The sequence below is a fragment of the Ralstonia sp. TCR112 genome (assembly GCF_007997035.1).
GTDB classification, from domain to species: domain Bacteria; phylum Pseudomonadota; class Gammaproteobacteria; order Burkholderiales; family Burkholderiaceae; genus Ralstonia; species Ralstonia edaphi.
Genome location: NZ_VOSS01000025.1, coordinates 38163 through 50814 on the forward strand (window position 1 = coordinate 38163; position 12652 = coordinate 50814).

The window sequence follows — 12652 nt, forward strand, 5'->3', positions numbered from 1 at the left end:
AGCCGGCATTGCCGGCTGTTTTTGTTTGCGCTGAGACCGTGCGCGATCAGTTTTTCGTGCCGAACAGACGATCGCCCGCGTCGCCCAGGCCCGGGATGATGTAGGCGTTTTCATCCAGGTGCGAATCGAGCGATGCCACGAACAGCTTCACGCCCGGATGCGCCTGCTGGAACACCTCCACGCCTTCGGGCGCCGCCACGAGCGCCAGGAAGAGGATGTTCTCGTCGAGCACGCCGCGCTTCTTCATCACGTCGACCGCGTGGACGGCCGAGTAACCGGTGGCGACCATCGGATCGCACAGGATGAAGGTGCGGTCTTCCAGGTCGGGCAGCCGCACGAGGTATTCCACCGGGCGGTGTTGGTCATCGCGGTACACGCCGATATGGCCGATGCGCGCCGACGGAATCAGCTCCACCAGCCCGTCGCTCATGCCCACGCCTGCGCGCAGCACCGGCACCACGGCCAGCTTGCGACCCGCGATGACGGGCGCTTCCATCGGGCCCATCGGCGTGTCGATGTGGCGGCTGGTCAGCGGCAGGTTGCGCGTGATCTCGTAGCCCATCAGCAGCGTGATCTCACGCAGCAGCTCGCGGAACGTGCGCGTGGACGTGTCCTTGTCGCGCATGTGCGTGAGCTTGTGCTGGATCAGCGGGTGATTGAGGATGAACAGGTTCGGAAAGCGCGGATCTTGTTTCATGGCGGCAAGGGATTCTCAGATGGGGCGCATTGTACCGGCGCACCCCGTGTCGATTTTGGAAGCGCTCAGCGGCGGCCGCGCATGAGGAGCACATACACCACGGCGGAGATCGCGAGGCCCACGAACCACGCATACGTGTACAGCGCTTCGAACACGCCCGGCACGCTGGCGACGAAACCGGCCTGCTTGAAGAAGCCCGGCAGATTGGGCAGCACACCGATGATGAGCGCGACGATGGCGCAGCCGTTCCAGCCGTTGCCGTAACCGTACGGGCCGTCTACGCGGAACAGTTCTCCGGTTTTGAGCACCGTGCGGCGCACCAGGAAGTAATCGACCATCATGATGCCGGCCACCGGGCCCAGCAGCGCGCCGTAACCAACCAGCCACGTGAAGATGTAGCCCTTGGTGGTTTCCAGGATCTTCCACGGCATCATGGCCAGGCCGATGCCCGCCGTGATGTAGCCGCCGATGCGGAATGAGATGCGATGCGGCGCCAGGTTCGAGAAGTCATACGCCGGCGAGACCACATTGGCGGCGATGTTCGTCATGAGCGTGGCGGTAATCAGCGCCAGCAGCGCGACGATGACCGACGGGCCCGTCATCTTGCCGGCCAGCGTGACCGGATCCCAGATGGCCTGACCGTAGATGACCACCGTGGACGACGTGACCAGCACGGCCACCAGCGCCAGCAGCCCCATCGGCAGCGGCAGGCCGATCGCCTGCCCGACCAGCTGATCGCGCTGGCTGCGTGCAAAGCGGGTGAAGTCGGGAATGTTCAGCGCCAGCGTGGCCCAGTAGCCGACCATGGCGGTGAGCGACGGCCAGAAGAAGCCCCAGAACTCGCCGGCGCGCTTGCCGCCTGCAGAAAACGCCGACGGCGCCGACAGCATCGGGCCAAAGCCGCCCGCATGGACATACGCCCACCAGACCAGGCCCAGCGCGGCCAGGATCAGCAGCGGGGTCGCCAGTGCCTGGAAGCGCTTGATCGATTCGAGGCCCTTGGTGATCAGCCAGATGTGCAGCGCCCAGAACAGCAGGAAGCAGAATCCCTGGCCGGGGTTGATTCCCAGCCCCAGAATGTTGCTGCCGACCAGCATGTTGTCGGTGACGACGTTGAGGATCGTGTAGATCGCCTGGCTGCCGAGCCACGTCTGGATGCCGAACCAGCCGCACGCCACGATGGCCCGCAGAATGGCCGGCAACTGCGCGCCGCGCACGCCGAACGACGCCCGCACCAGCACAGGAAAGGGAATGCCGTACTTGGTGCCAGCGTGGCCCACCAGCACCATCGGCACGAGCACGATCAGGTTGCCGAGGAACACCGTCAGCACCGCCTGCCACCAGTTCATGCCCTCGCTCATCAGCCCCGAAGCCAGCATGTAGGCCGGCACCGACACCACCATCGACACCCACAGCGCGGCGTAATTGGTCGCCGTCCAGGTGCGGGCCGCGGGCGGGGTGGGGTTGAGGTCTTCGTTCCAGAGGGTCGGGTCGGGTGCCCCGGCGGCATCCGCGGAGAAGGCGGAAGAGGTGGTTTGGCTCATGTCGATGTGGGATCCGTTGTCGTTGTAGATATTCGGAATGCAGGCGCGATTGTACGGCGCTCCCCGGCGTGCTCAAGCGAAAGCTGTGCCAAGTGCAGCGCACCCCGCGCCGGAACGTTTTGTTGAATTCCAATACAATCGACGACGCTCTCCAACGCCGCCGCCTCTCTCGCGCTTCGCTGTGACCACCGCGCCTTCCGCGTCCACCACCGCAAGAACCACCGACACCGGCGGGCTGCTGCTTGCCTCCGTGGGCGCCGTGCTGTTCTCCGCCAAGGCCATCGTCGCCAAGCTGATGTATCGCTACCAGGTGGACGCCGTCATGGTCATCACCCTGCGCATGCTGCTGGCCGCGCCGCTGTTCATGGCGATGGGGTGGTGGCAGTCGCGCCGTGCGGAGCCCCTGACCGTGCCCGACCGCTGGCGCATCGTCGGCTTGGGGCTGATCGGCTATTACCTCTCCAGCTTCCTCGACTTCCTCGGACTGCAATACATCACGGCGGGGCTGGAGCGGCTGATCCTCTTTCTGACGCCGTCGTTCGTGCTGCTGATCACGTCGACGGTATTCAAGCGGCGCATTACCGGCTTGCAGTGGGTGTCGCTGGCGCTGGCCTATGCCGGCATCGTGCTGGTCTTCGCGCACGACCTTGACCTGGGTGGCAACAACGTCTGGCTGGGCGGCGGGTTGGTGCTTGCCAGCGCCGTCAGCTACGGTATCTATCTGCTGGCCAGCGGTGAGCTGGTCAAGCGCGTGGGTTCGATGCGGCTCGTCGCCTATGCAATGTGCGTGTCGACCGCAGCCTGTATCGTCCAGTTTCTGGTGCTGCGGCCGGTGTCGGCGCTGGTGTTGCCCTGGCAGGTGTATGGGCTGTCGGCCATCAACTCGGTGTTCTGTACGGTGGCGCCGGTCACGATGACGATGATGGCGGTGGCGCGCGTGGGTGCGCCGGTGGCGTCGCAGGCGGGCATGATCGGCCCGGTGTCGACGCTGCTGCTGGGCTGGTGGCTGCTGGGCGAGCCGATCACGATTTGGCAGATTGCCGGCAGCGCGCTGGTGCTTGCCGGTATGGCGCTGCTGTCACGCCGTCGCGGCTGACGGGCGGCCGATCGAAATAATCCAAATAACAATCACAAGGAGTCAGACAGATGGACTTGGGCCTGAAAGGCAAGCGTGCCCTGGTGTGCGGCGCAAGCAAGGGATTGGGCTTTGCGTGCGCCGACGCGCTGGCTGCCGAAGGCGTGGACGTGGTGATTGTCGCGCGCGGTGCCGAAGCGTTGTCGGCAGCGGCCGAGCGCATCCGCACGGCGCATGGCGTGCGCGTGGAAGCCGTGGCGACCGACATCACCACGCCGGAAGGCCGCGCCGAAGCGCTGCTCGCGTGCGAGCGCCTGGGCGGCTCGCCCGACATCCTCATCAACAATGCAGGCGGCCCGCCGCCGGGCAACTTCCGCGATTGGGATCGCGACGCATGGAATGCCGCGCTCAACGCCAACATGCTCACGCCCATCGACCTCATCAAAGCCACCGTCGACAAGATGATCGAGCGCCGCTGGGGCCGCATCGTCAATATCACCAGCGGTGCGGTCAAGGCGCCGATCGACGTGCTGGGTTTGTCCAACGGCGCGCGCTCCGGACTGACCGGCTTCGTGGCCGGCCTGGCCCGTGAAGTCGCCAAGCACGGCGTGACCATCAACAATCTGCTGCCGGGCCAGTTCGAGACCGACCGCCTGACCAAGACGCTGGAAGCGGGCGCCAAGGCGGCCGGCATCAGCGCAGAAGAGAATTTCGACCGCAAGCGGCAGGGCAATCCGGCCCGACGCTTCGGCCAACCTGCCGAATTTGGCGCCGTGTGTGCCTTCCTGTGCAGCCAGCACGCCGGCTACCTGAATGCCCAAAACATCCTGCTGGATGGCGGCAGCTTCCCTGGCACCTTTTAAGCCAATCACCATGACGACCCTTACGCCCGAAAGCGCAGTCCGCAAACGCCGCGTCGCCCTGATCGCACACGACCACAAGAAAGACGACATGGTCGCTTTCGCACAAACGCACCAGGCCTTCCTGTCGCAATGCGACCTGCTGGCGACCGGCACCACCGGCGGCCGCCTGGAGAAGGAAGTCGGCCTGACCGTGCAGCGCATGCTGTCCGGCCCGTGGGGCGGCGACCTGCAGATTGGCGCGCAACTGGCCGAAGGCCGTGTCGACGCCGTCATCTTCCTGCGCGACCCGATGACGCCGCAGCCGCACGAACCCGACATCAACGCGCTGGTCCGTGCCTGCGACGTCCACAACATTCCCTGCGCCACCAACCTCGCAACCGCCGACCTGGTGATGTCGGCCCTGCAACGGGTGGCGCCCGATCCGAAGGAGATCCACGCATGACACAAGCGAAAGCCATCCGCATCTTCGAGACCGGCGGTCCGGAAGTAATGCAGTACGTCGATGTCGACGTGCCCGCGCCCGGCCCCGGCGAGGCCACCATCAAGCAGCACGCCATCGGCCTGAACTACATCGACGTCTATTTCCGCACCGGGCTGTATCCGCAGCCGCTGCCCGGCGGCATCGGCATGGAAGCCTCAGGGGTGGTGGGAGCCGTGGGCGAGGGCGTGACGCACGTCAAGCCCGGCGACCGCGTCGCCTATGCCGGCCGCCCGACCGGCGCCTACGCTGCGGTGCGCACGATGCCGGCCGACATTCTCGTGCGCCTGCCGGATGCGATCGACTTTGAAACCGGCGCAGCGATGATGCTGCAGGGCATGACCGCGCAATACCTGATCCGCGACAGCTACCGCGTGCAGCCCGGCGATACGGTGCTGTTTCACGCAGCCGCTGGCGGGGTGGGTTTGATTGCGTGCCAGTGGCTGAAGGCGCTTGGCGCCACGGTGATCGGCACCGTTGGCAGCGATGCCAAGGCTGAACTTGCCCGCGCGCACGGCTGCGATCACACCATCGTCTACACGCGCGAGAACTTCACTGAACGCGTGCGCGAAATCACGGGCGGCAAGGGCGTGCCGGTGGTCTACGACGGCATTGGCAAAGACACGTTCACGGGCTCGCTGGATTGCCTCGCGCCGCGAGGGATGATGGTCACGTACGGCAACGCATCGGGCCCCGTGCCGCCGGTTGACCTCAGCGTGCTGAGCGCAAAAGGCTCGCTCAAGATCACACGACCGACGCTGATGACCTACACGGCACGGCGCGAGCTGCTGGAGCCGATGGCGGCAGAGTTGTTCGATGTGGTGAGCAGCGGCAAGGTGAAGATCGAGATTCACCAACGCTACGATCTGCAGAACGCGGCGCAGGCGCACCGCGATCTGGAAGCGCGCAAGACGACCGGGTCGACGATCCTCTTGCCGTAAGTTAAGACGTTACCGCCCGGAGGGCTTCACACGCCGGGCGGCAGCAAAGCGCGCATCCTCGCGCACGCGGTCGGGCAGGCCGCGCAGCAGCATGTGCAGCGCAAACGGCACCAGCACAATGTCGTCCACCCAGCCGATCACCGGGATGACATCCGGAATCAGATCGACCGGAGAAACCACATACCCCACCAGCAGCAGCGCAGCCGGCGCAAGCCACCACGGCTTGTCGGGATGGCGCAGCGCAAACCACAGCAGGCGCACGTCGTTGCGCACCACGCTCCACAGGCGGAAAAGTCGTCCGAACATCGTGGGCTCCTTGATGAAAAGCCGGCGTCACATCAGAACCTTTGGCCGGCAAACCATCGTATCAGCTTGGGGAAACGGCCCGGTTTTCAAGGTGGGGCCCGATCGTCCATGAAAAAAGCCGGCCCTCTTGCGAGGTGCCGGCTTTTTGCCGCTACGGACCTGTTCAAGGTCCGTAGCGTGCAGTAGGACCGTGGGCAGGTTAGCCCGGAATCTTGCCTTCCACGCCTTCCACGTAGAACTTGATGCCGTGCAGGAAGCCGTCGTCGGCGACCTTGTCGGCGGGCAGGACTTCCTTGCCGGTGTTGTCCTTGAGCGGACCCTTCCAGATCGGTGCGGAGCCGTCGACGATGCCCTTCTTGCGGGTTTCGATCAGCGTCTTCACGTCTTCCGGCACCACGGCGTTGTAGGCGCCCAGGTCGATCGCGCCTTCCTTCAGGCCCCACCACACGGTTTCCGGCTTCCACTTGTTTTCAAGCACGTCGCCGATGACCTTGGTGTAGTACACACCCCATTTGTTGATCGAGGCCGCCAGGTGGGCCTTCTCGCCAAACTTGGTCATGTCGCTGTCCCAGCCGATGGCGTAGACGCCTTTCTCCTGCGCGGTCTGCACCACGGCAGCGGAGTCCGTGTTCTGCATCAGCACGTCGACGCCTTGGCCGATGAGGGTGGTGGCAGCTTCGCGCTCCTTGCCCGGATCGAACCACTTGTTGACCCACACCACGCGCGTGGTGGCCTTCGGGTTGACGCTGCGCGCGCCCAGCGTGAACGAATCGATGTTGCGGATCACCTCGGGGATGGGCACCGAACCCACCACGCCGAGCTTGCCCGACTTGCTCATCTTGCCGGCCACCACGCCCGCGAGGTACGCGCCTTCATACGTGCGCACGTCGTACTGGCCGAGGTTGTCCGCAGTCTTGAAACCGGTGGCGTGTTCGAACTTCACGTCCGGGAATTCCTTGGCGACCTTGAGCATCGACTCCATGAAACCAAAGCTCGTGCCGAAGATGACCTTGTTGCCTTGCGTGGCCAGGTCGCGGAACACGCGCTCGGCATCCGCAGCGCTTTCGGGCACGCTCTCGACGAAGCTCGTCTTCACCTTGTCGCCGAACTTGGCTTCGACTTCCTTGCGGCCGTCGTCGTGGGCGTGGGTCCAGCCCGCGTCGCCCACCGGGCCGACGTAGACGAACGCGATCTTCAGCGGCTCATTGGCCGGAGCCGGTGCGGCAGCGGCCGGGGCCGATGACGCTGCTGGCGCGGCATTGCCGCCAGCGTTGTCGTTGGATTTGCCGCAACCCCAGAGGGTCAGGGCAGCGCCAGCGGCCAGGGCGGCCAGCGTGATCCTGCGGGTAACGTTCATCGATTTCTCCTGTTGTGTGGCTCGTTGACTGTGTTGAAGCAAACAAAAAACGGAATGCAGAAAGCTTGGGCCGCAGTTTAGGCAGAACCAGGGCGGAACGGTTTGCCGAGCGACGCCGGCATGTTCAGGCGGATCCAATCCGGATTGCGCGAGATGATGGCCAGCACGACGATCGTGGCCGCAAACGGCGCCATCGACAGAATCTGCGACGGCACCGACACGCCCATCCCCTGCAGGTGGAATTGCAGGATCGTCACCCCGCCGAACAGCAGCGCACCGAACAGGATGCGCAGCGGGCGCCAGGTGGCAAAGGTGGTCAGTGCAAGGGCAATCCAGCCCCGGCCGGCGACCATGTTCTCCACCCACATCGGCGTGTAGACCAGCGACAGGTATGCGCCCGCCAGCCCGCAGCATGCGCCGCCAAACAACAGCGCGCCAAAGCGGACGGTGCGTACCGGATAGCCGAGCGCATGCGCCGACTCCGGCGATTCCCCAATCGCGCGCAGCGTCAGGCCCGCACGCGTCTTGAACAGGAACCACCCAATCGCGGCGCACAGCAGCAGGCTGAAATAGACCATCCAGTGGTGCGCGAAGAGGGCGGGGCCGACAAACGGAATCGACTCCAGCCCCGGGATGCCGTGTGCCTGCGCCGGCAGCGACATGCCGACAAAGCGCTGCCCCATGAAGGCGGACAGCCCCGTGCCGAAGATCGACAGGGCCAGGCCCGTGGCGACCTGGTTGGTGACGAGCACCAGCGCGAGCCAGGCGAAGAGGGCGGCCATCACCATGCCGGCAATCGCGCCGGCAGCGAAACCCAGCAGCGGAATCTGCGTCTGGTAGCCGACCATGAAGCCGACCACGGCGGCGACCAGCATCATCCCTTCGGCGCCGAGGTTGAGCACACCGGAGCGCTCGTTCATCAAGAGGCCCAGGGCGGCCAGCAACAACGGGGTGCCGGCGTTGATCGACGCGGCGATCAGAGGAGCGAGACTTTCCATATCAGTGGTGCGCGCGCCAGCGCAGGCGGTATTCGATGAGCGTGTCGCAGGCGAGCAGGAAGAACAGCAGCATCCCCTGGAACACTCCGGTAATGGCCGACGGCAGGCCCAGGCGCGATTGCGCAAGCTCGCCGCCGATGTAGAACAGCGACATCACGATCGCGCCCAGCACGGTGCCCACCGGATTCAGGCGCCCGACGAACGCCACCACGATTGCGGCAAAGCCGTAGCCGGGGGAAATGGATGGCAGCAGCTGCCCGATCGGCCCGGTGACTTCGAAGGCGCCGGCAATGCCTGCGAGGCCGCCCGATACCAGCAGCGCCGTCCACAGCGCCGCACGCGACGAGAAGCCCGCATAGCGCGCGGCCTGCGGTGCCAGGCCGCCAACTTGAAGGCGATAGCCCGCAAAGCTGCGGAAGACGAACAACGTCATCGCCGCCGTCATCACGAGCATGAAAAGGAAGCCGACGTGCAGGCGTGTGCCGGCCACGAGCGTCGGCAGAACGAACGCGCTGTCGAACACGATCGATTGCGGGAAGTTCATGCCGTTCGGGTCTTTCAACGGCCCGTTGACCACGTACAGCAGCAGCAATTGCGCGATGTACGTGAGCATGAGCGAGACGAGGATCTCGTTGGCATGAAAGCGATCGCGCAGCAGCGCAGTGATCGCTGCCCAGAGCGCGCCGCCGATCAGGCCGGCAATGATGGCCAGCACCAGCGCAAAGCCGCCGGGAATAGCGGGCGTCGGCGTATCGAAGTAGATGATCGTGGCCGCTGCAAAGATGCCGCCCACGATGAGCTGCCCCTCCGCGCCGATGTTCCACACATTGGCGCGATAGCACACCGACAGGCCCAGCGCGCACAGCACCAGCGGTACGGTCTTGAGCAGCACTTCACCGATCGCCCGCTTGCTGACGAGCGGTTCGACCAGGAACACGCGCAGGCCCGCCACCGGATCCTTGCCCAGCAGCGCGAACAGCAGCAGGCCGAACACCATCGTCAGCACCAGCGCGATGAGCGGCGAGGCATAAGCCATGGTGCGCGACGGAATGGCGCGCAGCTCGAGCGAAACCGGCAGCGTCAGGCGGCTGCCATGCATGACGTCAGCCATGGGCCACCTCCGAGCTTGCGGCGGCCGGCGCCGATGCTTTGTCCCACATGCCGCTCATCCACAGGCCGATCTGTTCGCGGTCGGTGGCATGCGTGGGCGTGGAGGGCGAGAGGCGCCCGTTGGCGATCACGTGCAGGCGATCGCACAGCGCAAAGAGTTCGTCGAGTTCTTCCGACACGATCAGGATGGCGCAGCCCCCCGCCTTGAGCGCGAGGATTTCGTTGTGGATCTGCGCAGCGGCGCCCACGTCGACGCCCCAGGTGGGTTGCGCGACGATGAGCACGCGCGGCGCGCATTCGATTTCGCGGCCGACGATGAATTTCTGCAGGTTGCCGCCCGAGAGGCTCTTGGCCAGCGCGTCGGGGCCACCAGCCTTCACGCCAAACCGGCTGATGATGGCGGTAGCCAGCTTGGCGGCGGCCTTCTTGTCGATGAGCCCGCCGCGCACCTGCGGCGCACGTTGATGCGTCAGCAGCGTATTGGCCGCCAGCGACAGCGATGGCACGGCGCCGCGCCCAAGGCGCTCTTCCGGCACGAACGACAGCCCGCGCTTGCGGCGCGCACGCGGGTCCAGCTTGGCAACCGGCTCGTTGCCGATGCTGATGGTCTGTGCCGACGCGCGAGTGTCTTCGCCGGACAGGGCTGCCAGCAGTTCCTGTTGCCCGTTGCCCGATACGCCTGCGATGCCGACGATCTCGCCGCTGCGCAATTGCAGGGCGATGTCGCGCAGCTCTGTCGCAAAGGCGTGGGCCTTGGGCAGCGACAGGCCGGCCACCTCCATGCGCACCTCGCCCGGTGTGGTCTGGGGGCGCAATTCGCGCGGAGGCTCGCCACCGATCATCATGCGCGACAGCGACGCCGCCGTTTCCTGGCGCGGGTCGCACACGCCCGTGACCTTGCCCATGCGCATCACCGTGGCGGTGTGGCACAGGGCCTGGATCTCGTCGAGCTTGTGGCTGATGTAGAGGATGCTCGTGCCTTCTGCGGCCAACTGGCGCAGCGTCACGAAGAGCTTTTCGACGGCCTGCGGCGTCAGCACCGAGGTCGGCTCGTCAAGGATCAGCAGGCGCGGCTTGGTGAGCAGCGCGCGCACGATTTCCACGCGCTGGCGCTCGCCCACGGAAAGCGTATGCACATGGCGATGCGGCTCCAGCGGCAGGCCGTATTTCTCGCCCGTGCTGCGCACCTGATCAGCCACGTCGCGCAGGTCCGTGCCTGCGGGCAGGCCGAGCAGGATGTTCTCCGCCACCGTGAGCGTGTCGAACAGCGAGAAGTGCTGGAACACCATGGCGATGCCCAGCGCGCGCGCCTGGTGCGGATTGGCGATCTCGACGCGCTGGCCGTCGAGCTGCATCTCACCGGCGTCAGGCTGCACTGCGCCGAAGATGATCTTCATCAGCGTCGATTTGCCGGCGCCGTTTTCGCCCAGCACGGCGTGGATCTCGCCCGGCGCGACAGTCAGGCTGACGCCGTCGTTGGCGACCACGCTCGGGTAGCGCTTGGTCATGCCCGTCAGCGACAGGCGTGGTGGGAGTGGTGTCACAACAGTTGGCTCGTGGTTTCCGTGCCGCTCACCGTGCGAATGCGCATCGGAGGCGGTCTCTTTTTGGGTGTTGACGACACTTCACAACAGGCAACGCCGACGCAGGTTCGCGCCGACGCATCGCAGCAATCATCATGGTTGAGTGATGCTTGCCATCAGCCGCAAATTATATCGTTCGGCATCGCGCCGGGCGGCGATTTCGGCCCGCTTGCGCCTGCCTCGTACGAGGGGTGGCGGAGTGCAAATCCCGTGCCGGGCGCATTGGGGCCATTTGCCGGTTGCAGCTTGTCATGCCGACGTATGCAGGTGGCACGCGCAGCCCTCGGGTGGGGCGCGCAGGCCGTCTTGCACCTGCCCGGTGCGCGCACGCGGCGCGCCGCTTTGCGCTACAGTTCTCGGTTTGCTCCGGCGCGGCCTCCCGTCCGCCGGCGCGTCAAGTTCTCCCTTCATGACTGCTCCCGCTCCCGCACGATCCCGCATGCCCGGCCCAATCCCTGGCTGGCTCCTGCTGCTTGGCGCGCTTACGGCCATCGGCCCGCTGTCGGTCGACATGTACCTGCCGAGCCTGCCGACCATCGCGCGCGACCTGAATACATCGTCGGCTGCGGCGGGGCTCACGTTGACGGTCTTCCTGATCAGCCTGGCGATCGGCCAGCTCATCTACGGCCCGGCCAGCGATCGGTTTGGCCGCAAGCCGCCGCTCTACATCGGCCTGGCGATGTACGTCGCAGCCTCCATCGGCTGCGCCTTCGCCAAGGACGCCACGATGCTGGCCGTGCTGCGCGGCGTGCAGGGGTTTGGCGGCTGTGCGGGCATGGTCATCGCACGCGCTGCGGTGCGCGATCGCATGGATCCGGCCGGCGCCGCACAGGCGTATTCGACGCTGATGCTGGTCATGGGCGTGGCGCCCATCCTGGCGCCGATGATTGGCGGCGCGGTGCTGCAGTTCGCAACGTGGCGCGTCATCTTTGCTTTGCTGACGGCGTTTGGCGTGCTGTCGCTGGTGGCCGTGCATTACCTGATGCGTGAGTCGCTCGCGCCCGAGCAGGCGCGCAAGCTGGCAGTCGGCCACGTGCTGCGCGACTACTGGGAACTCCTGCGCGATCACCACTACGCTGCCTATATGTGGTGCGGCGCGGTGTTTCTGTCGGGCATGTTTGCGTACATCACCGTGTCGTCGTTCGTGCTGATCGATGGTTACGGGCTGACCCCGTCGCACTATGCATGGGTGTTCGGCAGCAATGCGGCCGGGATGATCGCCGCCTCGCGCGTCAATGTGCGGCTGGTGCGCAAGTATTCGCCGGCGCGCGTGCTGCGGCGGGCGCTGTGGGTGCCGGCCATCACGAGCGTGCTGGCCGCCGCGGCGGCCGCGGCTGGCTTTACGCCGCTGCCGCTCGTGCTCGCGGCGCTGTTCTGCTACATCGCGTCGATCGGCTGCATTTCGCCCAACACCGGCGCGCTCGCAATGGCGGGGCAGGGCGCGCGTGCGGGGACGGGCTCGGCGCTCATGGGCGCCATGCAATTCGGCCTGGGCATGGTGACGGGCACGGTGGTCGCCGCCATCGGGCAGACCGCGCTTCCGCTGCTGGGCATGATGGCCGTTTGCGCCGTCGCCGCACTCGTTCTGGGTCTGCGTATCACGCGCGAAGAACCCGGCGCCTAATCTCCCCGCTGTTCCAGGTCTTCTTCTACGCCTCCCGTTCTGGAGGCGTCTTTCTCCTTTCATATGACTCTGGCAT

At 65.8% G+C, this 12652-nt stretch carries 12 protein-coding genes; 5 read left to right on the forward strand and 7 right to left on the reverse strand.

Annotated elements, in window-relative coordinates; genetic code table 11:
• Positions 1-46: 46 nt before the first annotated feature.
• Positions 47-697 carry a uracil phosphoribosyltransferase gene (upp, locus tag FUT88_RS08770; RefSeq protein WP_147214641.1) on the reverse strand — a complete coding sequence of 217 codons (651 nt, stop codon included), beginning with the start codon at positions 695-697 and terminating at the stop codon, positions 47-49.
• 65 nt (positions 698-762) lie between these two features.
• Positions 763-2241, reverse strand: a complete 1479-nt coding sequence (locus FUT88_RS08775; protein WP_147214642.1) for an NCS1 family nucleobase:cation symporter-1 — start codon at positions 2239-2241, stop codon at positions 763-765.
• A gap of 181 nt (positions 2242-2422) precedes the next feature.
• Between FUT88_RS08775 and FUT88_RS08780 the strand changes: the two genes are divergently transcribed.
• Genes FUT88_RS08780 through FUT88_RS08795 form a run of 4 tightly spaced genes read left to right on the forward strand, consistent with a single transcriptional unit; the run spans position 2423 to position 5598 of the window.
• Positions 2423-3337, forward strand: coding sequence for a DMT family transporter (locus tag FUT88_RS08780; RefSeq protein WP_147214643.1), 915 nt, complete (start codon positions 2423-2425; stop codon positions 3335-3337).
• Between the two features lie 50 nt (positions 3338-3387).
• Complete coding sequence (locus FUT88_RS08785) at positions 3388-4179, forward strand: SDR family oxidoreductase (protein ID WP_147214644.1); 792 nt, start codon at positions 3388-3390, stop codon at positions 4177-4179.
• Between the two features lie 10 nt (positions 4180-4189).
• Positions 4190-4621: a methylglyoxal synthase gene (locus FUT88_RS08790; protein WP_012762384.1), complete on the forward strand. Its 432-nt coding sequence runs from the start codon at positions 4190-4192 to the stop codon at positions 4619-4621.
• Entirely contained in the window at positions 4618-5598 is a 981-nt protein-coding gene (locus FUT88_RS08795) for a quinone oxidoreductase family protein (RefSeq protein WP_147214645.1), read from the forward strand. Before FUT88_RS08790 ends, FUT88_RS08795 begins: the two co-directional genes overlap by 4 nt.
• Before the next feature lie 9 nt (positions 5599-5607).
• Here the strand turns inward: FUT88_RS08795 and FUT88_RS08800 are convergent, their stop codons facing one another.
• The 5 genes from FUT88_RS08800 to FUT88_RS08820 form a co-directional block, all read right to left on the reverse strand.
• On the reverse strand, positions 5608-5904 hold the full coding sequence (locus tag FUT88_RS08800; protein WP_009241129.1) for a YkvA family protein: 297 nt from the start codon (positions 5902-5904) through the stop codon (positions 5608-5610).
• A gap of 199 nt (positions 5905-6103) precedes the next feature.
• The gene (locus FUT88_RS08805) at positions 6104-7261 is read right to left on the reverse strand and encodes a BMP family ABC transporter substrate-binding protein (RefSeq protein ID WP_147214646.1); all 1158 of its coding nucleotides are present in this window, start codon (positions 7259-7261) and stop codon (positions 6104-6106) included.
• Between the two features lie 77 nt (positions 7262-7338).
• Entirely contained in the window at positions 7339-8259 is a 921-nt protein-coding gene (locus FUT88_RS08810; RefSeq protein ID WP_147214647.1) for an ABC transporter permease, read from the reverse strand.
• A 1-nt stretch (position 8260) separates the two neighbouring features.
• Positions 8261-9370 (reverse strand): ABC transporter permease, encoded by a 1110-nt coding sequence (locus tag FUT88_RS08815; protein ID WP_147214648.1) that lies wholly within the window; start codon positions 9368-9370, stop codon positions 8261-8263.
• On the reverse strand, positions 9363-10877 hold the full coding sequence (locus tag FUT88_RS08820; protein WP_102079959.1) for an ABC transporter ATP-binding protein: 1515 nt from the start codon (positions 10875-10877) through the stop codon (positions 9363-9365). Before FUT88_RS08820 ends, FUT88_RS08815 begins: the two co-directional genes overlap by 8 nt.
• A gap of 484 nt (positions 10878-11361) precedes the next feature.
• Here FUT88_RS08820 and FUT88_RS08825 point away from each other — a divergent pair, with 484 nt between their 5' ends.
• Complete coding sequence (locus FUT88_RS08825; protein WP_186829260.1) at positions 11362-12576, forward strand: multidrug effflux MFS transporter; 1215 nt, start codon at positions 11362-11364, stop codon at positions 12574-12576.
• The last annotated feature ends 76 nt before the right edge of the window (positions 12577-12652 follow it).